The sequence below is a fragment of the Fictibacillus phosphorivorans genome, assembly GCF_023715845.1.
GTDB classification, from domain to species: domain Bacteria; phylum Bacillota; class Bacilli; order Bacillales; family Fictibacillaceae; genus Fictibacillus; species Fictibacillus phosphorivorans_D.
In genome coordinates, this window is sequence record NZ_JAMBOR010000014.1 from 33,571 (window position 1) to 55,495 (window position 21,925).

At 37.7% G+C, this 21,925-nt stretch carries 24 protein-coding genes and 1 other annotated feature; of the genes, 14 read left to right on the plus strand and 10 right to left on the minus strand.

The features are described 5' to 3' along the window. Positions 1–19: 19 nt before the first annotated feature. Positions 20–266, minus strand: a binding site (T-box leader). 26 nt (positions 267–292) lie between these two features. Then, on the minus strand, positions 293–664 hold the full coding sequence (locus M3206_RS11905) for a DUF3899 domain-containing protein (RefSeq protein WP_251312745.1): 372 nt from the start codon (positions 662–664) through the stop codon (positions 293–295). Positions 665–1,093: 429 nt separating this feature from the next. Between M3206_RS11905 and M3206_RS11910 the strand changes: the two genes are divergently transcribed. The 6 genes from M3206_RS11910 (at position 1,094) to M3206_RS11935 (ending at position 7,975) form a co-directional block, all read left to right on the plus strand. Continuing rightward, complete coding sequence (locus M3206_RS11910) at positions 1,094–2,773, plus strand: peptide ABC transporter substrate-binding protein (protein WP_251312746.1); 1,680 nt, start codon at positions 1,094–1,096, stop codon at positions 2,771–2,773. 235 nt (positions 2,774–3,008) lie between these two features. Further along, positions 3,009–3,938, plus strand: coding sequence for an oligopeptide ABC transporter permease (gene opp3b, locus M3206_RS11915; protein WP_251312747.1), 930 nt, complete (start codon positions 3,009–3,011; stop codon positions 3,936–3,938). Next, positions 3,938–4,960 (plus strand): oligopeptide ABC transporter permease, encoded by a 1,023-nt coding sequence (opp3C, locus tag M3206_RS11920; protein WP_251312748.1) that lies wholly within the window; start codon positions 3,938–3,940, stop codon positions 4,958–4,960. Before opp3b ends, opp3C begins: the two co-directional genes overlap by 1 nt. A 21-nt stretch (positions 4,961–4,981) precedes the next feature. Further along, positions 4,982–6,001 carry an ABC transporter ATP-binding protein gene (locus tag M3206_RS11925; protein ID WP_251312749.1) on the plus strand — a complete coding sequence of 340 codons (1,020 nt, stop codon included), beginning with the start codon at positions 4,982–4,984 and terminating at the stop codon, positions 5,999–6,001. Then, entirely contained in the window at positions 6,001–6,999 is a 999-nt protein-coding gene (locus M3206_RS11930; protein ID WP_251312750.1) for an ABC transporter ATP-binding protein, read from the plus strand. Before M3206_RS11925 ends, M3206_RS11930 begins: the two co-directional genes overlap by 1 nt. A 124-nt stretch (positions 7,000–7,123) precedes the next feature. Further along, positions 7,124–7,975, plus strand: a complete 852-nt coding sequence (locus M3206_RS11935) for a DegV family protein (protein ID WP_251312751.1) — start codon at positions 7,124–7,126, stop codon at positions 7,973–7,975. 31 nt (positions 7,976–8,006) lie between these two features. On the opposite strand, the gene M3206_RS11940 is transcribed toward M3206_RS11935, so the two are convergent. The 3 genes from M3206_RS11940 to M3206_RS11950 form a co-directional block, all read right to left on the minus strand. Further along, a complete protein-coding gene (locus tag M3206_RS11940; protein ID WP_251312752.1) occupies positions 8,007–8,546 on the minus strand; it encodes an HD domain-containing protein in 540 nt (179 codons plus the stop codon). Positions 8,547–8,652: 106 nt separating this feature from the next. Then, positions 8,653–10,413, minus strand: coding sequence for a UbiD family decarboxylase (locus M3206_RS11945; RefSeq protein ID WP_251312753.1), 1,761 nt, complete (start codon positions 10,411–10,413; stop codon positions 8,653–8,655). Positions 10,414–10,508: 95 nt separating this feature from the next. Then, positions 10,509–10,691, minus strand: a complete 183-nt coding sequence (locus tag M3206_RS11950; RefSeq protein ID WP_251312754.1) for a hypothetical protein — start codon at positions 10,689–10,691, stop codon at positions 10,509–10,511. Positions 10,692–10,818: 127 nt separating this feature from the next. On the opposite strand from M3206_RS11950, the gene M3206_RS11955 reads away from it, so the two are divergent. The 3 genes from M3206_RS11955 (at position 10,819) to spxA (ending at position 12,295) form a co-directional block, all read left to right on the plus strand. Beyond that, positions 10,819–11,433, plus strand: a complete 615-nt coding sequence (locus M3206_RS11955; protein ID WP_251312755.1) for a GNAT family N-acetyltransferase — start codon at positions 10,819–10,821, stop codon at positions 11,431–11,433. Between the two features lie 31 nt (positions 11,434–11,464). After that, positions 11,465–11,599, plus strand: coding sequence for a hypothetical protein (locus M3206_RS19020; RefSeq protein ID WP_285876940.1), 135 nt, complete (start codon positions 11,465–11,467; stop codon positions 11,597–11,599). A 297-nt stretch (positions 11,600–11,896) separates the two neighbouring features. After that, positions 11,897–12,295, plus strand: a complete 399-nt coding sequence (spxA, locus tag M3206_RS11960; protein ID WP_251312756.1) for a transcriptional regulator SpxA — start codon at positions 11,897–11,899, stop codon at positions 12,293–12,295. A 94-nt stretch (positions 12,296–12,389) separates the two neighbouring features. On the opposite strand, the gene M3206_RS11965 is transcribed toward spxA, so the two are convergent. Then, positions 12,390–13,055, minus strand: coding sequence for a TerC family protein (locus M3206_RS11965; protein WP_251312757.1), 666 nt, complete (start codon positions 13,053–13,055; stop codon positions 12,390–12,392). Between the two features lie 321 nt (positions 13,056–13,376). Here M3206_RS11965 and mecA point away from each other — a divergent pair, with 321 nt between their 5' ends. The 3 genes from mecA (at position 13,377) to pepF (ending at position 17,287) form a co-directional block, all read left to right on the plus strand. After that, the gene (gene mecA / locus M3206_RS11970) at positions 13,377–14,048 is read left to right on the plus strand and encodes an adaptor protein MecA (protein WP_251312758.1); all 672 of its coding nucleotides are present in this window, start codon (positions 13,377–13,379) and stop codon (positions 14,046–14,048) included. 166 nt (positions 14,049–14,214) lie between these two features. Continuing rightward, entirely contained in the window at positions 14,215–15,393 is a 1,179-nt protein-coding gene (locus M3206_RS11975) for a competence protein CoiA (protein ID WP_251312759.1), read from the plus strand. A gap of 76 nt (positions 15,394–15,469) precedes the next feature. After that, complete coding sequence (gene pepF / locus M3206_RS11980) at positions 15,470–17,287, plus strand: oligoendopeptidase F (protein WP_251312760.1); 1,818 nt, start codon at positions 15,470–15,472, stop codon at positions 17,285–17,287. A 52-nt stretch (positions 17,288–17,339) separates the two neighbouring features. On the opposite strand, the gene M3206_RS11985 is transcribed toward pepF, so the two are convergent. The 5 genes from M3206_RS11985 to M3206_RS12005 all read right to left on the minus strand — a co-directional run bounded on the left by M3206_RS11985 (position 17,340) and on the right by M3206_RS12005 (position 20,756). After that, entirely contained in the window at positions 17,340–17,516 is a 177-nt protein-coding gene (locus M3206_RS11985) for a hypothetical protein (protein ID WP_251312761.1), read from the minus strand. Between the two features lie 93 nt (positions 17,517–17,609). Then, the gene (locus M3206_RS11990) at positions 17,610–18,512 is read right to left on the minus strand and encodes a ClpXP adapter SpxH family protein (RefSeq protein WP_251312762.1); all 903 of its coding nucleotides are present in this window, start codon (positions 18,510–18,512) and stop codon (positions 17,610–17,612) included. Continuing rightward, positions 18,496–18,912 (minus strand): globin, encoded by a 417-nt coding sequence (locus M3206_RS11995; protein ID WP_251312763.1) that lies wholly within the window; start codon positions 18,910–18,912, stop codon positions 18,496–18,498. The genes M3206_RS11990 and M3206_RS11995 overlap by 17 nt, the downstream gene beginning before the upstream one ends. A 543-nt stretch (positions 18,913–19,455) precedes the next feature. After that, a complete protein-coding gene (locus M3206_RS12000; protein WP_251312764.1) occupies positions 19,456–20,124 on the minus strand; it encodes a lytic transglycosylase domain-containing protein in 669 nt (222 codons plus the stop codon). Positions 20,125–20,174: 50 nt separating this feature from the next. Next, on the minus strand, positions 20,175–20,756 hold the full coding sequence (locus M3206_RS12005) for a CYTH domain-containing protein (protein ID WP_251312765.1): 582 nt from the start codon (positions 20,754–20,756) through the stop codon (positions 20,175–20,177). Between the two features lie 125 nt (positions 20,757–20,881). Here M3206_RS12005 and M3206_RS12010 point away from each other — a divergent pair, with 125 nt between their 5' ends. Together M3206_RS12010 and M3206_RS12015 are read left to right on the plus strand one after the other, a co-directional pair. After that, positions 20,882–21,280 carry a hypothetical protein gene (locus M3206_RS12010; protein WP_251312766.1) on the plus strand — a complete coding sequence of 133 codons (399 nt, stop codon included), beginning with the start codon at positions 20,882–20,884 and terminating at the stop codon, positions 21,278–21,280. Beyond that, positions 21,277–21,924, plus strand: coding sequence for a GTP pyrophosphokinase (locus M3206_RS12015; protein ID WP_285876941.1), 648 nt, complete (start codon positions 21,277–21,279; stop codon positions 21,922–21,924). Before M3206_RS12010 ends, M3206_RS12015 begins: the two co-directional genes overlap by 4 nt. Position 21,925 lies beyond the last annotated feature (1 nt).

Sequence of the window (21,925 nt, forward strand, 5' to 3'; positions counted from 1 at the left end):
GGCCCACACGTCTCCTTATATAAGGGACGAATGGACCGCGGTGCCACCCTTTTAATTCTCATAAAATGAAAATCACTCGAATACGTACAGGAAATACCGATACGCTGCCCATTTATATCGTGCGGACATATACACGTCTGAGCCTACTAAAAGGTTCGGTCAGAATGCTCCAAAGCCCATTCCATCATGATCCACTGCCTGTTTTCACCAGCCACAGGCTCTCTGAGAGCTTCACATCATGTACTCTTCTTCTTCATCACATTAATCTTTATTTTTTAGTAGTATACACAAATTACAAGGCGTATGCAACGGCAATTGAAAGAAAGGTTAAAAATAAACCACTGTACAAGAATGATTTCATAAAAGAAACATTAACTCTTTCGGAAAGATGAAAATTTGATTTAAAAGAGATTTCATCTTGAACATCTGGTGTTTTTGATAAAGTCTTAACCACTTTTTTAAAACTAAAGGAGAAAAAGTCGAAAAATCCGCCTTTTACAACATATAATGCGATGCCGATCAATGCAATTGAAAGGGCAAAGTAAAAAAGAGTGTTTACGTATTTTTCAAGGGTCAATGGTCCAGAAGTTAAAAGAGCAACGATGAAAGCAATGGTGACCGGGAATGCTGAAATAACAAGGATTCTTCTTATGCTTATGTTCATTGATTAAGCCTCCAAGTAGTAAAAAATACACCGTGAATATTTAAAAATGTACCACTAAAATTTATGTATACCGTCAGACTATACTCCCATTGTAACAAATGAAATATAAAATTGACGAAAAATAATTAAAATCAAGCATTTAGTGAGAAGAATAGGAAATCGAGAATGTAATATTACTGCTAGTTTACATATAAATTTGGAAACATTTGTAGAAAAGTAAGAAAAAATAGTCTATTACAACATAGTCCTTTATACCTATTTTCTGTTAAGGAAAAGTAATTATAATGGGCTTTTTGTAAAACTCTTAAAAAAAATAATTCCACAATTGTTTGAAAACTTGTATAATCGAACTTGTAGAAGAAAAGTCTGATAATTCTTGAGACTTTCATCTGCTAACAAATTAACAGGATAAAAAGGGGAGGTCGACTCATGAAGAAGTCAAAATGGTCATTGCTTCTTACGCTAGTTCTTGTTCTTAGCATGTTCCTAGCTGCTTGTAGTGGCAGCGGAGATAAGAACAATGCTGGTGAAAAGAAAGGCGGCGAAGGGGAAGCTAGTAAAAAACCAACGGAGCCACAAGTACTTAACATCCTTGATAGTGAAGAAATTCCTTCATTGGACTCTTCACAAGCAACAGACTCTGTTTCATTCGAAGTTTTGAACAATGTTATGGAAGGTTTATACCGTCTTGATAAAGACAACAAACCTACTCCAGGTGTTGCAGAGAAACATGAAGTTAGTGAAGATGGAACAGTTTATACGTTCCACCTAAATCCAAAAGCTACATGGAGCGATGGATCTAAAGTAACAGCTAACGACTTCGTATATGCTTGGAGAAAAGCATTACACCCAGATACTCTTTCTGAATACGCTTATATCATGGGACCAATTAAGAACGCTAACGCGATTCAAACAGATGGTGACCCATTATTCGGTAAAGTAGAAGAGCTAGGTGTTAAAGCAGTTGATGAATCTACACTTGAAGTAACTCTTGAAGCTCCAGCTCCTTATTTCTTAGGATTAACTGGATTCGGAACTTTCTATCCACAAAAAGAAGAGTTTGTTAAGCAACAAGGCGACAAGTACGCTTTAGAAGCTAACACTCTACTATATAACGGTCCTTTCGTACTTAACGAGTGGAAACACAACGAAGGATGGCAGTACAAGAAGAATGATAAGTATTGGGATAAAGAAAATGTTAAGTTAGACGAAATTAACGTTAAAATCGTTAAAGACGTTGCTACAAGCGTAAACCTTTATGAAACTGGTCAAACAGATATCACTGGTCTTAGCATGGAATATGTTGACCAATACAAAGATAATGAAGATCTTTACACTCGTGGAGAAGCTACAGTATTCTTCCTACGTTTAAACCAAAAATCAGAAGCTCTTAAGAACGTTAACATCCGTAAAGCAATTGACATGGCTTATGACAAGCAATCTATGGTAGATGTACTACTTAACAATGGATCTACTCCTGCTTACTATCTAGTTCCTGGTGAGTTCACTCCTGGTCCAGATGGAGAAGACTTCCGTAAAACAAACGGCGACTTCGGCGGATATGATTTAGAAAAAGCAAAAGAACTTTGGGCTAAAGGTCTTGAAGAAATCGGTAAGGATTCTGTTGAACTTGAGCTATTGAACTATGATACAGACGGCGCTAAACAGATGGGTGAGTTCTTCAAGAACCAACTTGAAAAGAACCTGCCTGGAATCAAAATTAGCATTAAAGCACAACCATTTAAACAAAAGCTAGATTTAGAATCTAAAGGTGATTATGACTTCTCATATGCTGGTTGGGGTCCTGACTACCAAGATCCTATGACGTTCTTAGATATGTTCGTAACTAATGGTGCACATAACCAAATGGCTTACTCAAATCCTGAGTATGACAAGTTAATCGAAGGTGCTAAGAAGGAAGCTGACGAAGAGAAACGTTGGCAAATGATGCTTGATGCTGAGAAAATTCTTTTCGAAGACCAAGCGATCTCTCCACTATACCAACGTGGTGTAACTGGACTTCAAAAGCCATACGTAAAAGGCTTAGCTCATCACTTATTCGGAGCTGATGTTACTTATAAGTGGGCATATATTGAAGGAAAGCAATAAACTCTATTGAAAAATAGTAAATAGTTTTTCTCAGGAGAGTACATGTGTTCCTGACATGTACTCTCTTTTTTGCCTGTTAATTATTATTGTAATATTTTATGTGATGATGAAAGAAATCAGAAAATGTCGAAAAGAAAATATTTTCTATTGATATAAAATATTTTGTCCCTTAAGATAGATATTACAGAAAGATTTCAGAACATTAAGTTTGAAACATTTGGGGGAGGTGTTTGTAATGTTGCGTTATATAATTAAGCGTGTGTCTGCTATGCTATTAACACTGCTGATCATTGCAACCATTACATTCTTTTTAATGAAGTTATTACCTGGTTCTCCTTTTAACAACCAAGAGAAGTTATCTGAGTCCCAGCGCTATGCACTAAATGAAAAATACGGGTTAAATGACCCGGTGCCTGTTCAATACATTAATTATCTAGGGAAATTGGCACAGGGTGATTTAGGATATACGTTCCAGTTTGATGGGCGTACGGTTAACTCTTTGATTGCAAACGGTATGGGTCCATCTGCAACAATCGGGTTTGAAGCACTGTTGTTTGGAACATTAGTTGGCTTGGTATTAGGAATTGCAGCCGCGTTGAAACATAACACATTTATTGACTATGGGGCTATGGTCATGGCTGTATTTGGAATAGCAATACCATCCTTCGTATTTGCGGGCCTTTTGCAATACTATGTAGGAGTTAAGCTTGGATGGCTACCTGTAGCGTTTTGGAACGGTCCGGAGTATCACATTATGCCAGCATTCTCTCTATCCGTAGGAGTAATCGCAACTGTAGCACGTTTTATGCGTACCGAAATGCTTGAAATTTTAGGAACAGATTATATCTTGATGGCTCGCTCCAAAGGAATCAGCAAACAAGCGGTTATTATCAAACACTGTGTACGAAACAGTATGATTCCAATTGTTACGATACTTGGACCTATGGCTATCGGCCTAATAACAGGGTCATTGGTAATCGAAAACATTTTTGCCATACCTGGAATCGGTGAACAATTCGTAAAAAGTATCAACCTTAATGACTATCCAGTAATTATGGGTACTACTTTATTCTATAGTTTCTTAATAATCCTAATCATCTTAGTTGTGGATATCCTATATGGAATCATCGATCCTCGTATTCGTGTTGCAGGAGGTAAATCATAATGAGTATGTCAGAAAGAAAACTAACACCCGATTTATTTCGCCCTGCAAATATAGATACAGCGAAAGGCGAAGAAATTACTAAACCAAGCTTAAGTTTTTGGCAAGATGCTATTAGACGATTAAAAAAGAACAAAGCAGCGATGCTTGGACTTTTTGCAATCGTATTCATTATTGTATTCTCTCTAATCGCACCATCGTTAAGTAAATATGGCATGGACGATCAAGAGCTAATGCGTGCAAACTTACCGCCTAAAATTCCAGGCTTAGAGAAGATTGGCTTTTTGGGAGTAAACGGAGTAGATATTCGTGGTGTAAATCAGTACGAAATGAAAAATGTACCCGCAGAGGACGAGTTCTGGTTCGGAACGGACGTACTTGGACGTGACCAATGGGTTCGTGTTTGGAAAGGTACACAAATTTCTCTTTATATCGCATTCTTAGCAGCAACAATCGATTTGATCGTTGGAGTTGTATACGGTGGTATTTCTGCTTTCTACGGCGGAAAAGTAGATAACGCCATGCAGCGTGTAGTTGAAGTATTATATGGTATTCCCAATCTGGTCGTCATAATCTTGTTCATCATCATACTAGATCCTGGGATACTTTCGATCACACTAGCTCTGGTAATAACCGGATGGATAGGAATGTCTCGTATCGTTCGTGCACAGATCCTATCATTAAAAAATCGCGAGTTTGTATTAGCATCAAAAACCCTAGGGTCTACAAACGGCCGATTAATTTCAAAACATTTATTGCCTAACACACTTGGTGCAATTATCGTTACAAGTACTTTTACTATTCCTGGAGCGATTTTCTTTGAGGCTTTCCTAAGCTTTATCGGTCTTGGAATTCAGCCGCCTACTGCTTCACTAGGTGCTTTAATCGCAGACGGATTTAGATCATTACGTATCTATCCTCACTTAGCAATCTACCCTGCATCCATCATGTGTATCTTGATGATCAGCTTTAACTTGCTAGGGGATGGATTACGTGATGCGCTTGATCCGAAAATGAGAAGATAGTAAAGGAAGGAGATTATATAAATGGAAAAATTATTAGAATTAGATAACCTTCATGTCTCCTTCCAGACGTATGGGGGAGAAGTTAAAGCAGTTCGAGGTGTAAGCCTTTCATTAGATAAAGGGGAATCACTTGCCATCGTTGGTGAATCCGGATCTGGTAAATCAGTTACTTCTAAAGCAGTTATGAGACTATTGCCTAATAGAATTGGTTCGATCAAAGAGGGAGCTATTCGCTTCCATGGTAAAGACCTGGCTAAGGCCTCTGAGCGTGAGATGGAAAAAATTCGAGGTGCTGAGATCTCAATGATCTTTCAAGATCCAATGACATCCTTGAATCCTACGATGACAATCGGTAAACAGATCATGGAAGGATTGCGTAAGCATCAGAACATGAGTAAGAGCGAAGCAAAAGAGCGCTCAATCAATCTATTAAAACTTGTTGGTATTCCCAATCCTGAACTTCGAGTAGATGAGTATCCTCATCAGTTTTCTGGAGGAATGCGTCAGCGTGTAGTAATCGCGATTGCATTAGCATGTAATCCGAAAGTACTAATCGCCGATGAACCTACTACTGCACTTGATGTAACGATTCAAGCCCAGATCTTGGACTTAATGCGTGATCTTCAAGAAAAGACGGGTACAGCAATCATTCTGATCACACATGATTTAGGAGTAGTAGCGAACCTTGCTCAACGTGTAGCTGTTATGTATGGCGGCAAGATCGTTGAAACGGGAACTGTCGATGAGATCTTTTATAAGCCGAAACATCCATATACATGGGGACTCTTAGCATCCATGCCAAAATTAAATGCAGATACAAAAGAATTATTAGCTATTCCAGGAACACCGCCTGATTTAATGAATCCTCCTCAAGGATGTCCGTTTGCAGCGCGTTGTCCATATGCGATGGAAGTATGTATTGATCACATGCCAGAAGCTAGTCATGTTTCTTCCTCGCATCAAGCGGCTTGCTGGTTGTTAGATGAGCGAGCGCCAAAAGTTGAACCGCCTGAGGCAGCAGTAGTTGGAGGTGCTCGATAATGGCAGTTGTAGAGAGAGAAAAATTACTTGAAGTTAAAAATCTTAAAAAGTATTTCCCAGCTGGAAAAAAGGGCGTTTTACAAGCAGTTGATGATGTTTCCTTTGACATTTATAAAGGCGAAACACTTGGACTTGTAGGAGAGTCTGGTTGTGGTAAATCTACTACTGGACGTACAATTATTAGACTTTATGATGCAACAGACGGAGAAGTAGTCTATGAAGGTGAAGACGTTCATGGAAGAAAATCCCGTGCAGAATTAAAGAAGTTTAACAGAAAGATGCAGATGATCTTCCAAGATCCATACGCATCCTTAAATCCAAGAATGACAGTTAAGGATATTATTGCTGAAGGAATTGATATCCACGGGCTGGCAAAAACAAAAAAGGATCGCGACAATCGAGTATACGAACTTTTAGAAACAGTTGGTTTGAACAGAGAACATGCTAACCGTTATCCACATGAGTTCTCAGGTGGTCAGCGTCAGCGTATCGGAATCGCTCGTGCACTTGCAGTAGATCCAGACTTCATTATTGCCGATGAGCCTATCTCAGCTCTTGATGTTTCCATTCAAGCACAGGTAGTAAACCTGATGATGGAACTGCAAAAAGAACGTGGACTTACTTATTTATTTATTGCCCATGATTTATCTATGGTTAAACATATTTCTGATCGTGTAGGTGTAATGTATTTAGGTAATATCGTTGAACTTACAACAAGTGATGAGTTGTACGAAGAACCTCTTCACCCATATACACAAGCTCTACTGTCAGCGATCCCTGTTCCAGATCCTGAGTTAGAGAGAAGCCGTGAACGGATCATCCTTGAAGGTGATGTTCCGAGTCCGATCAATCCGCCAAGTGGATGCCGCTTCCGTACTCGCTGTCCACATGCTATGGATGTATGTGCAGCTGTTAAGCCAAAATGGCAGGAAGCAAGAGAAGGACATTGGGTAGCTTGTCATCTTTATGATGAAGAAGCGGTTAAACAAAACAATTAACACATTTAAAACGGTCTCTTGTCATTACAGGAGATCGTTTTTTATGTTAAACTTGAAAGAGTGTGTGTAAAGTGATAAATCCATACACATCCCTACTAGGATTGAGAAGAAAAGGGGTTCATCCATGAAATTAAGTTTTATCGTAGATAGTGCAAGCGACCTAAAAATAAATGATGAATATAAAGATATACCGTTAACTATCGTTCCTTTAAATGTTCAGTTTGGAGAAGACCACTATTTAGATGGCGTAACCATAACAGAAGATGAATTTTATAAGAGAATGTCAATCGAGCCGGAACTGCCAAAAACAAGCCAACCCTCTCCACAGTCGTTTTTTGAGGCGTTTCAAAAAGAATTAAATAAAGGAAATGAAGTATTATATATCGGGATCTCTTCTAATTTGAGTGGTACAGTGCAAAGTGCAACTATAGGTAAAAGTATGCTTACCGAGGAAGAACAAGACCGAGTAACGATTTTAGACTCTGGAATTGCTTCCGGTGGTGTACAAATCTTATTGAATAAAGCAATCGAAATGACTAAAAAGGATACTTCTTTAAAAGATATTGTTCAACAACTCGAAAGAACCAAAAGTGGTCTTAAAGGATATGTACTTCTAGAAACGCTTGAAAATGTTAAAAAGGGCGGCAGAATTTCAGCTGTACAAGGTGCAATCGCTGGGATGCTAAATATTAAACCTATGATTTCTATTATAGATGGAGTTGTTGAAACGATCGGAAAGTTCCGTGGAAGTAAAAAAGGACTAACAAAAATGAAAGAAATGATTTTAGAGTGGAAATTAGAAAACCCTGAAAAAACCCTCTATTTAATCCATAGCTATTCTTCTGCAGAAGAAGTGGAAAAGGAATTCCATGAATTGTTTGAGCTAAATAGCTTTCCAAAAGTAATTTATACCCGCTTTGGTAGTACCATTGGAACGTATGCTAGTGAAAAAGCGATTGGATTTGTAGCTCATTAATCTTTAAAATAATAAACACTCTTTTTCCTACTTAGGAAACAGAGTGTTTTACTTTTTCTTCTTCATTATATTCATCTACCATTTCATCTAATTTTTTGATCATGGTTAATGCCTTAATGTCACTAATTGTACGATAGTGATGGGATCCACCTGGTTCTTCATCCGCTTCATCAGCAAGAGCAACGACCTTCTGCAGGGGATTTAACTTTAATGAGCCATCTGGCAGGTAAGAATCGGTATGAAGTAAAATGGCCAAGGCGATCTCTTTTGCTTTTTTTCGATCTTCTCCCAATGAGACCAAAATACGGTGAGCGCGCTCCGCTCCTTTAATGGCATGAATATCATTTTCCTTATACATGTCATAGTCCCAATGACCATTTTTATACCATGTATAATGTCCAATATCATGAAGAAAAGCTGCCTTTGTGGCTAGATCAGGATCGACACCATGTTTAAGAGCTAACCGGTAAGCATGATAAGCAGTTGAAATGGCATGAACCATACCAGAACGTTTCACATATTTTTGTACATGTGGGTGTTTATATAGTGCCGTTAACGTGATTTTTCTCATAAACGAATCTCCTTTCCTCAAAAAATGTATATTGTTAAATACTTTACCACCTTTTGGACAATATATCAACTTTAATAAAGCAAAAAGAAGCGTAAAAACGCTTCTTTTATTTACGGAAATATTCATTCCATCTCTCAGTAACTATTTGATCAATATCAGGAAGCGTTTCAACCACATCTGGATAAAATGGCTTCATTCTTGCATCAATGATGATGGTTCCTTCATATTTAATTCGGTTGCGGTCAATCGTACTCTTAGCATAAACATCATAAGCTGGATCAAAGCGGGTAAAAGTTGTCCATAAAAATTCAGCTTGCGTGGATGCAATGGATGCATCATCCACTAAGAACACGAGTGGCCAATCTTTAAAGGAATCTTGGGCATTAGACAGCAGATGTTCTGCAAAATCAGGAGCTTCATCAAAGGATGGTCCGCTTATCGTTAAACAGCCTCCGCAGAAAACACTAACATCTTTGATCCCAGATATAGTTCCGCCTTCATATGTTCTTTTCAGTTCACGAACCGGCTCACCAAGTCCTGTCATTATCGCTTTTGAACCTGTATTAAACTTTCGTCCGGTATAATCTAATGTATCCATAGACGTATCATGAATTATCAGCAAATCTCGTTCAGGAAGGAATCGTTCTAGAACTCCTTCTGCTAATTCGGCGAAATTTTGAAGGTTAACCGGTTTGTTTGTTACCATCAAAAACTTGGTTAAGGTTAGCTGACCCTCTCCCATAATACGAAATGCATGAGCTAGACCTTCCTTATAATAAGATTCGCGGACAACAGCCCCTGCTAATGCATGGAAGCCGGTTTCTGCATATGTCCATAGATCTCGTACTCCATTCATGACGACAGGAAATAAAGGACTCATCAACCGCTGCAAGTATTCTCCGATAAAATAATCTTCTTGTTTAGGTTTTCCTACTACTGTAGCAGGATAGATCGCATCTTTTCGTTTCCACATCTTATCGACATTAAAAACAGGGAAATCATGTGCCCATGAGTAATATCCGTAATGATCTCCAAATGGTCCTTCTGGTTCACGAACATGAGGAGGAACCACGCCTCCAAAGGCAAACTCCGCTTCAGCAATCAGAGGATGAGGATGCCCTTCTACATGAGCGAGGCTTAGTTTTTCTCCCATAAGCATGGATGAAAACATGAGTTCCGGTACTGCTTCTGGGAGAGGAGCAATTGCACTAATCATCAAGGAAGGAGGTCCCCCTAAGAATAGTGTAACGGGTAGTGCTTCATTCTTTTGTTCTGCCTCATAATGATGGAATCCGCCGCCTTTATGAATTTGCCAGTGAATTCCGGTTTTCTTTTCTTCTTTAATCTCAATCCGATACATCCCTAAGTTGTGCTCGTGTTTATCAGGGTGTTCCGTATACACGAGTGGAAGAGTTACAAATGGATTACTGTCAAGATGCCATCCCGTGAGTGCGGGGAGATCTTTCATATTGACATTTGTTGTAAACGTTTCAAGTATAGGAGATTTATTTTTACTGGCTTTTTTTGTTCCCAGTGAAAGAACATCCTTGATCATACCTTTTTTCTTCCAAAGAATAGAAGGGGAAGGTGGTAAGAGATCATCAATGGATGAAACAAGTTCTTTAACTAATTGTTCAGGTTTAGGCCCAAAAGCCATATCTACTCGTTTTATAGTCCCAAATAAATTTGTCACAACAGGTATGTTTTTACCTTTTACATTTGTAAATAGGAGAGCGGGGCCTTCTTCTTCAATAACACGTCTGTGAATTTCAGGTATCTCTAAATATGGATCGACTTCGGCATGTATCTCAATGATCTCTTTTTCTTCTCTTAACTGATTAATGAACGTTCTAAGGTTTCTATGCATTTGTACACCTCTATTATGTATGTTACTCTTGTATTATAAAGCAGTTCGGTTAAAAAATGTGAAAAAACAACCCAAAAGGTATGGGTTGTTTCCGTTTAATTTCTTCTTTTAACAGGACTCCAATTTTGTTGAAAAGACTTCGATTTATCCACGAAATGTGTAACTTTCTTACCGCCGAATAATTTTACCGCGATGAATTGGGATATCGTTCCCATCAGTGCTGTAATACCAACCACACATAAAGCTAACAATGCTAAATCGGTAAAGAATGATAGCAAAGAGATTGCCTCCTTTTTTTTACAACTCGTTCACCACGTACTTCTTTCTCTATTGTAGCCCATGATTGCAAAGTAAGAAAGAGGGAAAACTATATATTATATTATTTAAGGAGCTGATGGGGAAAAAATGAATTGGTATGAGAAACTAAATCAATATTTTCCGGTGGAAGAAATGAAATCAAAAGAGCATATGGAACTTCTGCTGGATGAAAAGCGTGATATCTATCATAAAGACGAAGGAAAACATCACGTCTTAATGTACGTTGAACTGCCAGACTTTATTTTTATTGATTATTTATTTGTTTCTAAAGATGCCAGGGGACAAGGACTTGGTCATCAGCTTATTAAAAAATTAAAGGCAAAAGGTAAACCGATTATTTTGGAAGTTGAACCTGTTGACTACGAAGACAGTGACACCGAAAAACGGCTTCGTTTCTATACTCGAGAAGGATTCGAACATGCATCAAGTATCGGGTACAGAAGGCGGTCATTAGCAACCAATGAAGTGAATGAGATGGAGATCTTATATTGGTCACCTACAAAAGAATCAGAAGAAACTATTTATGAAAACATGAAAAAGACGTATAATGAAATACACACGTACAAAGATCAAGAATTGTACGGTAAGTCTTATCAACCTGCTAGTGAAGTGCTCACCTTGGATACTGAACCAACGGTCCCTAAGCCGGGAATGGTAAAAGATGAGTCTTCCGATACGCCAAGGGAGTCTGCTTCCGAATAATATTTTCCTTGTTAAAGGAGGAGTAGGCGTTATGAAACGAAAAGATAAGAAGAAAAAAACAAAGCGCGAATTATGGAAAGAGATGCTTAAGAAAAATCTAAAGAATCTCAAACCAAGTATTCCGAGTAAAGGTCCTGCATCTCAAGTAAAAAAAACCATTGCTTAAAAAGGGCTATGCCAAAAGTAAGTCTTCTTGCTTTTGGAAGCCCTTTATTTTTGTTTTAAACTTTTTTATGTTTTATGAAACTTATCTTTGGGTAATACGTCTATATATATGTAGATTTATTCGGTAAAGCTGTGAAGGGCAAGCTATTGTATTACATCTGTATGACAATTTCGTAAAAATTTACAAAAGTTTGTATAGCCCCTACCGAAAATGTAAATTATGTAGTATACTATGAATGATGATTTAATAACTTTTTTAAAGTACCTAAATCAGAGAGAGGGGAAGGAGAGTTCCAATATGGTCACACTATTTACTTCGCCGAGCTGTACATCATGCCGAAAAGCTAAAGCATGGTTAAAAGAGAATGAAATTCCTTATCAAGAAAGAAATATTTTTTCAGAACCATTATCAATAGAAGAAGTTAAGCAAATCTTGAGAATGACTGAGGACGGAACGGATGAGATTATCTCTACTCGTTCAAAGACATTCCAGGAACTTAACATTAATCTAGAATCCATGCCTTTACAAGATCTATATCAATTGATTGCAGATCATCCTGGATTATTGAGAAGACCTATCATCCTAGATGAAAAGCGTCTGCAAGTTGGTTATAACGAAGATGAAATCCGTCGTTTCTTGCCAAGAAAAGTTCGTACTTTTCAGCTTATGGAAGCACAGCGTCTTGTAAACGAATAAAAGAAGAACTTCCGCTTCTGAAATTTGCGGGAGTTTTTTTATGCTCATTTTATGAAATAACCCTTGTCAGCATATGCTGACAAGGGTTTTCGTTTTATCTTGATTTTCTTTTTATGGAGTTTGTCAAAATACCTGCAAACATGATTCCAATGATTAAGAATACATACAAGCCGTATTTCAGCATTGTGTTATCCTCAAAAACGGAATGTAGCATTTTTTCTTCGATGATCATACCTGCAGCTGTAAAAGCGAGTATACCTGAACCAAGATAAATTAATATAGGAAAACGTTCCATGAAGTGCAATATTATTTTACTTCCCCATATAATGATTGGTACAGATACTAATAACCCAATCACGACAAGAACGATGTTTCCGTGGGCAGCTCCTGCGATCGCCAATACATTATCAAGACCCATGGCGATGTCTGCAAATACGATGGTTTTAACCGCATCAGATAAATTTTTCCCTGCTTTAACATCAAGCTCTTCATCTTCTTCAAGAATGAGCTTGTACGCTATGATTAGAAGTAAAATTCCCCCGGCCAGATATAAGAATGGAATATTTAATAAATAAACAGCTAAAATGGTTAATACTACTCGCACTACGATTGCTAGTCCTGTTCCTAAGAAAATGGCTTTGTTTCTCTGTTTCTCAGGTAAATTTCTGCTGGCAAGTGCTATCACAATAGCATTATCACCACCCAGCAAAATATCGATCGCGATAATTTGCAAAAGGGATATCAGAAAATCTGTTTCCAAAAGTAAAACCCCCGTATGTAATGAAATTTCATGTGTTTTATGGTACAATATGTTAACCTTAAAGACCTTTGAATTATAGTCTAGCTTGACCTTCTGCGTCAAGCAACTGCTGTTCTATATTCAAAATCTAGGCTTAAAAAAGGGCAGTAAATACGGGCCTTTTTTATTTCCAGATTAGCTGTTTTGTCATAGAATAAGGTACAAGAGGTTTAATTGTGATTGACGTATTTTTAGTTGGGGAATAAAAGGTACTAAGTGTTGCTTTTTCTAGGGGTATTTATCCCTTCACGAACAAACCGGAGAGAAGGGAGAGAAGCAGAAATGGAAATTGAAAGAGTGAATGAGTTCACCATAAAATTTTTCATAACGTACAGAGATATCGAAGACCGCGGATTCGACCGGGAAGAGATATGGGCTGACCGTGAAAGAGGAGAAGAACTTTTCTGGGAGATGATGGACGAAGCACATCAGCAAGAGCAGTTTCCATTAGAAGGTCCTCTTTGGATTCAAGTACAGGCTCTGGATAAAGGTCTTGAAATTATTGTTACGCGTGCACAAATGTCTAAGGACGGTAAAAAGATTGAACTCCCAATAGGTGATGATAAGTTAGATTTGCCTGTTGATCAAAATATTGAAAAGCTACTCGATCAGCAATTTCAAACAGATGAAGAAGAGTATGATGAATTAGAGGAATCAGAAGACGATTATTTATCTTTCTTAATATCTTTCGATGACTTTGAAGATGTAATTCTTCTCAGTCATACTATTGATTCTTCTTCATTTGAGAATGCACTCTATCACTTTGAAAATAAGTACTATCTGTATGTAACATTTAATCCAGATGCATCCGACAGAGAACAAGACGATCTGTTAGCTCAGCTTTTGGAATACGGCAATGACTCAGATTTATCCGTCTACCGTATCCAGGAATATGGAAAAACAATCGTTTCTGAGGCTGCATTAGATCATGTACAAAAATATTTTAAATTATAAGTAAAAACCGATTTCAGGTACATTTGAAATCGGTTTTTATTTTTTTACATAAAGGGCTATTCTCTATATTTACGGGCTGTATGCTTATTATTTAGAAAATCTTCAAATGTTCAATAAACTCCTTTACATCATAATGAATGTAGTATGTGGAGGGAGTGGTGACAAAATGCTAGTTGCGCTTTATGACAATCAATTCGTCGATATGACTGGAGAGACTTCAAAGAATCAATGGTATACAAAGATGAAGACCGGTTTGCTTATATGTCCTGTTTGTAAAAATAAAGTAATTCCTAAGTGCGGATCAAAAAACGTCTGGCACTTTGCACATCAATCGCAATACACTTGTGCAGGTCTTCATGAAGCCGAAACAAATTATCACTTAATGGGAAAAAAGAGTCTTTTTCAATGGATGAAAATGAAAAACGAGAACCTTTACTTGGAATATTATTTACATGATATTGCTCAACGGCCGGATATTTATTGGAGTGAGGAAAAACGTGCAATAGAATTTCAATGTGCAACCCTAACAATTGATCGTTTTATGGAAAGAATATTTGGCTATCAATCAATGCGAATAGAATCAGACTGGATTTTTGGTATGAAAAGAATCAAAAGAAATAGCGAGAACTTATATTCACTACAAATGATAGATCTTACCGCTGCCAAAAAAGACAAATCAGGTAATCTTTCTTTAAACTACTTTTGTCCTCTTAAAGAACAATTTCTTCTCCTAAGAAACATCCTTCCTATTTCGCAAAGGAAGGTGATTGCTGAGGGATATACATTTTCTTCTAGAAATTTGGACGCCCATTTTTTGTTGGATACATTGAACAGTAGAAGTTTCGAGAATAAAAAACGATTATGGAACCTACAAAAAAAGACATGGAGGATGACCGCCTATAAAAATGTTTCTCCATCAATTATGTATGTTAAAAAAGTGATGTATTTTAATCATAGGTCTATCACATTGTTTTCACCTCTAGCAGGCATCCCTTCATCTAATTATTACTTCTTTGAAACTTCACCTTTTATTTGGCAATCCCACCTATTGTTTTTTATTGAAAGACTATCTTCTCCCTTTAATCGGAATCAACTTGAAAAAGAGTGTAAAAGGCTAATGGATAAACGGATCTTTATTGAAAGAAAACTGCCTTATGTAAAAGGAAGTTTTAAAGATGCTGTAAAAGGATATGTAAACTTCTTAGAATCTGTAGACCGGATTGAAAAAATAAACGACAGTCAATATAAAAAGAAAAAGCCTGTTCCTTATCCGAAGACAATTGATGAAGCTTTAGAACTAGACAAAATTTTCAGTAATAAAGCCGTATTTTTTGACTTTGCATAAGCATTATCTGGTAAAATGTAGATATATATAAGGAGAATGTAAACCATTTTCTTTAATTTCCTATGGAGGTGTTTGTATGTCTCAAACAAAAACAAAATCATTGCCTAAACGTAATGAAGTTGCCGTTGAAGATACGTGGGATTTAGAAGCCATATATGCGTCTGATGACGTTTGGGAAAAAGAATTTGAGGAAACGAAGCAGATGCTTCCAGAACTTAAATCGTTTCAAGGGAAATTAGGTGAATCTGCCGAGACCCTTTATACGTATCTACAAAAACAAGACGATGTAACAAAAAAGCTCGGTAAACTTTATACATATGCTCATATGAGATATGACCAGGACACAACGAATTCATTCTACCAAGGACTGAATGATCGTGCTTCCAATCTCGCTACACAAGTAAGCAGCACTGTTTCTTTTGCTGTCCCTGAGATTCTATCTCTTTCTGAAGAAGCATTGACTCAGTTCCTTCAAAGCTATGAGCCGCTGACTCTTTATAAACATGCATTAGACGAGATTAACCGTCAGCGTCCACATGTTCTATCAAAAGAAGAAGAAGCTCTGTTAGCAGATGTCAGAGAAGTTGCGAATACGTCAAGCAATACCTTTGGGATGCTTAACAACGCTGACTTAAAGTTTCCTGTTATTAAAGATGAAAACGGGGAAGACATTGAGGTTACACATGGCCGCTACATTCGTTTTCTCGAAAGCTCTGACCGCCGTGTAAGAGAAGATGCATTTAAAGCAGTGTATGGAACGTATGATTCTTATAAAAACACATTTGCAAGCACACTTGCTGGCACGGTAAAACGCGATAATTTCTTTGCGAAAACGCGGAAATTTGAGTCAGCTCGCCAAGCTGCATTAAACAACAATAATATACCTGAAACGGTATACGACAATTTAGTAAAAACGGTTAACGATAATCTTAACCTGTTACACCGTTATGTACGCCTTCGCAAAAAAGCTCTTGGCCTTGAAGAACTTCATATGTATGATTTATACACGCCGCTAGTGAAAGATGTGAAGATGGAAGTTAGCTTTAAGGAAGCGCAGCAGCTCGTGTTAGACAGTCTAGATCCTATGGGTGAAGAATACAAATCCATCGTTAAAGAAGGGTATGAAAAGCGTTGGATTGATGTTCACGAGAATGTTGGAAAGCGCAGTGGAGCTTATTCTTCAGGTGCTTATGGAACAATGCCGTACATCCTAATGAACTGGCAAGATAATGTGAATAACCTGTTTACTCTTACACATGAGATCGGCCATTCCGTTCATAGTTACTATACACGTGAAAATCAGCCATATCCTTATGCTGATTATTCGATCTTTGTGGCAGAAGTAGCATCGACATGTAATGAAGCGCTACTTAACCATTATATGCTACAGAAAACAACGGATAAAAAAGAAAAACTTTATTTGTTAAACCACCACCTAGAAGGTTTTAGAGGTACTGTTTTCCGTCAGACGATGTTTGCAGAGTTCGAACAGGAAATCCATGTTCGTGCAGCAAAAGGGGAGCCATTAACTCCAGAACTTCTAACGAAAGTCTATTATGATCTTAATGTGAAATATTTTGGAGAAGATTTAGTGATTGATAAGGAAATTGGCTTAGAATGGGCTAGAATTCCACATTTCTATTACAACTTCTATGTCTATCAATATGCTACAGGGTTCTCTGCAGCCGCTTCTTTATCCAAACAGATTCTTGAAGAAGGAAAACCTGCAGTTGATCGTTATCTAGAGTTTTTGAAAGCAGGTAGCTCAGATTATCCGATTGAAGTATTGAAAAAAGCTGGTGTCGACATGACGACTCCACAACCAATTGAAGATGCTCTTAAAGTGTTCGAGTCGATCTTAGACGAGATGGAAGAACTTCTTTTCGAGAAGTAATCCTATCATCCAAAAAAATCCTGTCCGGAATATCGGACAGGATTTTCTAATGCTATAAGATCCTTTTTAGTTTAGAACGATAATTGTAACACAGCATCGTAAATAATATGGCGATAAAGAGAGTCGGGAATGCAATGATTTTTGGTGCCATATTTAATAGAGAGAGTACAAAATAATAGAAACTCCCTGCTAACGAAATTAGACTAATCACAATTAGTATGAGATACATTCAATCTCCCTCCTTAGTACATGTTTATTCTTTATAAGAACGGATATGCAAGCACGTCCAAAAAGAAAATAAAACAAAAAACCCACTGATTTCTCAGTGGGTTTTCAGATATCTCCAAAACGTACCATATTTTACGGGAACTCGTTCAACTTTTTGCTGTAGAACAAGCCGTTTTAATTGTTTTTCCGCTTCTTCACAACTGATTTGATAAACTACGGAAACTTCTTTTGTAGCAACAAACGAATAATTAGCAAGAAACTCTTCAAGAGGAGGGAGCGATGCTGGTTCAATCGCTACACCAGACATTTCTCTCAGAATCTCCACATAAACATCATAAGAATAACAACCGGAAATCTTAATTCCATCATCATCAGTTTTATCATTAAAAACGATAAGAGTCGGAATCTGAGTTACGTCCATCTCTTGGGAAAACTTTAAATCACATCTGAGCGCTTTAATCGCAGCCTCTGAAGAAAGGTCGTTTAAGAATTCCTCCTCATCAAGTCCGACAGAACGGGCAATCTCCAATAAAACGTCTTCGTTGCCAATATTTTTTTTGTTTAAAAATAGGCTCTCTCGAAGCTTTCTAAGAAACTTAATCCCTTGCTGTTTGCCTTGAAGTTCCGCTGCCTTAATTGCTAGTGTGGCTTTATGCGGAGATGAGATAGGATTCTCCAACCATACATCACCATCACAGCTCATACCGGATAATGATGCGGTTTTTTCCCATTTCTCAGCGATTTGTTCGGCAGTTTTTAATCCTTTTCTTTTCGGTACATAGGTATTTAACGATTCAAGACGACCACTTACAAAATGGCGAAGTCTGAAATAGTGTCCATATTCAACTTGCAGTTTTTTGAGAACAGGTTCCAATGACCAGCATTCTGGACAAAGCGGATCGATGACAGAATAGATTTCCAATGGCTTTTGACAGGATTGACTTTTAATGTTCTTTTGATCGTCATAAAAGGAATTGGAATTATACAGTGTCAGCATTCTCGCCCCTTTCTGTATCTTCATTCGTATTTACCATATGATAAGCAGTCATTGTTAAGCGGCTTAGTAAAAACTCTTGAAGTTCTGGTTGCAGTTTTTGAATAGTCATCGCACGTTCCATACAGTTTAACCAAGCTTTTGCATGAGTATTAGTTATAGGGAACGGCATGTGACGAGCTCTAAGCATAGGATGTCCGAATTCCTCTGTATATAATGGCGGTCCGCCAAAGAACTGACTTAAAAACCTTGTCTGCTTATAAGCCGTTTCGGTTAAATCATCTGGAAAGAGAGGTGACAGCACAGGATCTTTACTTACTAAATCATAAAAGGTGTTTACAAGCTTTTCGATTCCTTGCTTTTCTCCTAACAGATAATATGGTGATTTTGTTTCATTAAACATGGTGCAAAAGCTCCTTGCGTTAATTTGTAAGTTTATTGTAGCAAGGTTCATGATTTGTAAGCAAACAATATGAACATTAGAGGTCTTTATGTTTAACCTTTGTTAAGTGTAGGTCGGGATATTCTTCCCAGGATGTTCGCTTTCCGTGGGACGTACGGTGAGCACGCTGGAGTCTCGCGCCTTCCTCTCCAATCCCTTTACAATGAAGGATAATCAAAATATGCGAATGACGTTTTTATGGTACGTGTTTTTTATTCTGTTACACGTTCGCGCAAAATGACCCTATCTTCGCTCAAAATCTTCGAGTACCGCTCAAAATCGCTGAGCTACGCTCAAAACCCGTGATCTTCGCTCAGAATGGGTGGACTTTCGCTCAAACTTACTTATTCAAGCCTTAATTTGATTATTAACTGCTTAATTGGCAGTGGCTTTTGCTCAGAATTTTACTAATCATTTGGTTTTGATCTATCAAAACGTTTTTTTCTCATTTTGATATAAAAAAGGGGCTTGAACTCAAAAGTTTTTACACTTTTGAGTCAGCCCCTAAGCAAAAGTTTTGTAAGTATTCATTATTTTTTTCACATAAGCGATGGTTTCTTTAAAAGGAGGGATCCCGTTATATTTATCTACGTTTCCCGGTCCTGCATTATAAGCAGCAAGTGCGAGCTCTTTATTGCCGTTATATTTCTCAAGCATCATCTTCAGATATTTTGTTCCAGCCTCAACGTTTTGGGCAGGGTCGAAGGGGTTGGTGACGCCAAGGCTTCTAGCAGTAGCAGGCATTAGCTGCATGAGTCCTTGTGCACCAGCATGACTTTGGGCTGTGCTGCTAAAATTGGATTCATGCTTAATGACAGAGCGGATTAAATTTGCATTCACACCATATTGATCAGCAGTACGTTCTATTAAATCATCCAGATTCTTTGAAGGAATGTTCATCTTTTCAGAAACTTGCAAAACAGAATCCATTGTTAATTGATTGGATCGATCAGATCGAATAGATAATGGAGCAGGTGTGGGATGATTTATTCGCGAAAATGATTGCATCTGTTGCACAGGCGACGAACCAATGCCAGCTTTCGAATAAGCTTCATCTAACAATGCGGCAAAGGGGCTGGATTCAGTACTGCTGTTCGTTGATGACCCAGGATTTATTGAAAGCTGCTGTAGAGCTTGGATTTCCATGAGTGCTTTGAATGAATGAATATTCAAGAGTATTCCTCCTAGTAAAGAAACAAAAAGATCATTTATGATTCACAGCGTTATTTTAACGACATCTTTTTTGCAAAGAAACGGTGGATTTTGCTCTTTGTTTCACGGTCTGGAATGTTTTTTACTTTTAACAGCTCCTGAAAAATTTGCTGTCCTTTCTTATAATCGGCAGATTCGTATTCTAATTCATAGTCTATATGACCTAAATAATGGTTTTCGTCTAGAACGAGTAAACCTCTTTGGTAAGGGAATTCTACGCGGTGCGTTGTTAATTCTCCTAAATATTTTATATTCTCAGTGTGGATACCTAAACTCTGAAGCTTTTTAGTTACTTCTCCTTCTGGAAGAGTCATTCCATTAATAAGACCGGGGAAAGCATCCTTTTCAATCGTTTGATGGGTTTCAAGGATGTGTTCGTCAAACTGCTGTTTTAAAGTTAGCGTGTATGTATCCTTTTTATAGCGAATTCTCAAAGCACACTTATAGTTTTTTAATTGAAAATCTTCCGTATCAAAATAGTAATTCGTTTGCTCAACAAAATCCGTTTTTTGGACCTTAAATGCATCAATGAGCTGTAAAAACTCTTCATAGGTTATTAAGTTTTTAAATTCGATCTCAATTTCTTGGGACACGGCTTGATTCCTCCTGGTGTATAAGTAAGATAAGTGCATTATCTCATAGCAAAACCAGCATCTCAATTTCTTCATGATTTCTATTTTGTGTTACACTATTAGAGAAGAAACAGGAGGTTTTTATGATGATGCCACTACGAATGAATGTGCAGTCAACTGCATGGGGAAATAACAAACTATATTTACAAGTATCAGATAAAATGAGCGACCAGCTTTCTAAATGGAAAGACAGCGAACGGATGTTAGTAGACTCAGATGGATTAGCATTTATCTATGTGCTTGAGAATAATGATGGTTTTATCCACATCTCAATAGGCAGCAAGCACTGGATGGATATAAAAAAAGCTTTGTTAGAAAAGGCTGCTGTGGCCGTTCAAAATGATCAAGGAGAAGAGCTTGAACTTATTGCTTTCTCTAATGAAATGGAATACTTGACTGAGAACATTCAAGGCAACGCAAACTATGGTCAGGAAATGGAAGACGAAGTGATGAAGATCTTTGGAACTGAGGAAAAGGCACAATGAGTATGGACTGGGAAGCTCTATTAATTCCGTATAAGCAAGCTGTAGATGAACTAAAGATTAAGTTTCGCGGAATCCGTGAACAATTTGAAAGGTCTAACCAGCATTGTCCTATTGAATTTGTAACAGGAAGAGTAAAGCCCGTAAAGTCGATTGTTAATAAAGCCTATCAAAAAAATATTCCCGATAATCGTTTGGAAGAGGAGATACAAGATTTAGCCGGTTTAAGAATCATGTGTCAGTTTACTGATGATATTAAAACTGTCATAAATCTTCTCAGACAGCGGAACGATTTTAAAATTGTTGAAGAAAGAGATTATATTACACATAAAAAGCCAAGCGGCTACAGGTCGTATCATTTGGTTATTGAGTACCCTGTTCAAGTCTTGGGCGGGGAAAAGAAGATTTTAGTTGAAGTACAAGTAAGAACACTTGCTATGAATTTTTGGGCAACGATCGAACATTCGATGAACTATAAGTATCATGGTCAGATTCCGGAAGATATCCGTCAGCGTCTGCAAAGAGCAGCTGAAGCGGCAAACCGTCTCGACGAAGAGATGTCTCAGATCAAAGGTGAAATCCAGGAAGCACAGCTCGTGTTCTTGGAACGCAATGATAAATCCGGTGAAACCAATCTAGGATCATAAA

Bases quoted from the DNA above. Each gene is read 5' to 3' on its own strand.
- M3206_RS11905 (WP_251312745.1), bottom strand. From the start codon at position 664: ATGAACATAAGCATAAGAAGAATCCTTGTTATTTCAGCATTCCCGGTC.
- M3206_RS11910 (WP_251312746.1), top strand. From the start codon at position 1,094: ATGAAGAAGTCAAAATGGTCATTGCTTCTTACGCTAGTTCTTGTTCTT.
- opp3b (WP_251312747.1), top strand. From the start codon at position 3,009: ATGTTGCGTTATATAATTAAGCGTGTGTCTGCTATGCTATTAACACTG.
- opp3C (WP_251312748.1), top strand. From the start codon at position 3,938: ATGAGTATGTCAGAAAGAAAACTAACACCCGATTTATTTCGCCCTGCA.
- M3206_RS11925 (WP_251312749.1), top strand. From the start codon at position 4,982: ATGGAAAAATTATTAGAATTAGATAACCTTCATGTCTCCTTCCAGACG.
- M3206_RS11930 (WP_251312750.1), top strand. From the start codon at position 6,001: ATGGCAGTTGTAGAGAGAGAAAAATTACTTGAAGTTAAAAATCTTAAA.
- M3206_RS11935 (WP_251312751.1), top strand. From the start codon at position 7,124: ATGAAATTAAGTTTTATCGTAGATAGTGCAAGCGACCTAAAAATAAAT.
- M3206_RS11940 (WP_251312752.1), bottom strand. From the start codon at position 8,546: ATGAGAAAAATCACGTTAACGGCACTATATAAACACCCACATGTACAA.
- M3206_RS11945 (WP_251312753.1), bottom strand. From the start codon at position 10,413: ATGCATAGAAACCTTAGAACGTTCATTAATCAGTTAAGAGAAGAAAAA.
- M3206_RS11955 (WP_251312755.1), top strand. From the start codon at position 10,819: ATGAATTGGTATGAGAAACTAAATCAATATTTTCCGGTGGAAGAAATG.
- M3206_RS19020 (WP_285876940.1), top strand. From the start codon at position 11,465: ATGAAACGAAAAGATAAGAAGAAAAAAACAAAGCGCGAATTATGGAAA.
- spxA (WP_251312756.1), top strand. From the start codon at position 11,897: ATGGTCACACTATTTACTTCGCCGAGCTGTACATCATGCCGAAAAGCT.
- mecA (WP_251312758.1), top strand. From the start codon at position 13,377: ATGGAAATTGAAAGAGTGAATGAGTTCACCATAAAATTTTTCATAACG.
- M3206_RS11975 (WP_251312759.1), top strand. From the start codon at position 14,215: ATGCTAGTTGCGCTTTATGACAATCAATTCGTCGATATGACTGGAGAG.
- pepF (WP_251312760.1), top strand. From the start codon at position 15,470: ATGTCTCAAACAAAAACAAAATCATTGCCTAAACGTAATGAAGTTGCC.
- M3206_RS11985 (WP_251312761.1), bottom strand. From the start codon at position 17,516: ATGTATCTCATACTAATTGTGATTAGTCTAATTTCGTTAGCAGGGAGT.
- M3206_RS11990 (WP_251312762.1), bottom strand. From the start codon at position 18,512: ATGCTGACACTGTATAATTCCAATTCCTTTTATGACGATCAAAAGAAC.
- M3206_RS11995 (WP_251312763.1), bottom strand. From the start codon at position 18,912: ATGTTTAATGAAACAAAATCACCATATTATCTGTTAGGAGAAAAGCAA.
- M3206_RS12010 (WP_251312766.1), top strand. From the start codon at position 20,882: ATGATGCCACTACGAATGAATGTGCAGTCAACTGCATGGGGAAATAAC.
- M3206_RS12015 (WP_285876941.1), top strand. From the start codon at position 21,277: ATGAGTATGGACTGGGAAGCTCTATTAATTCCGTATAAGCAAGCTGTA.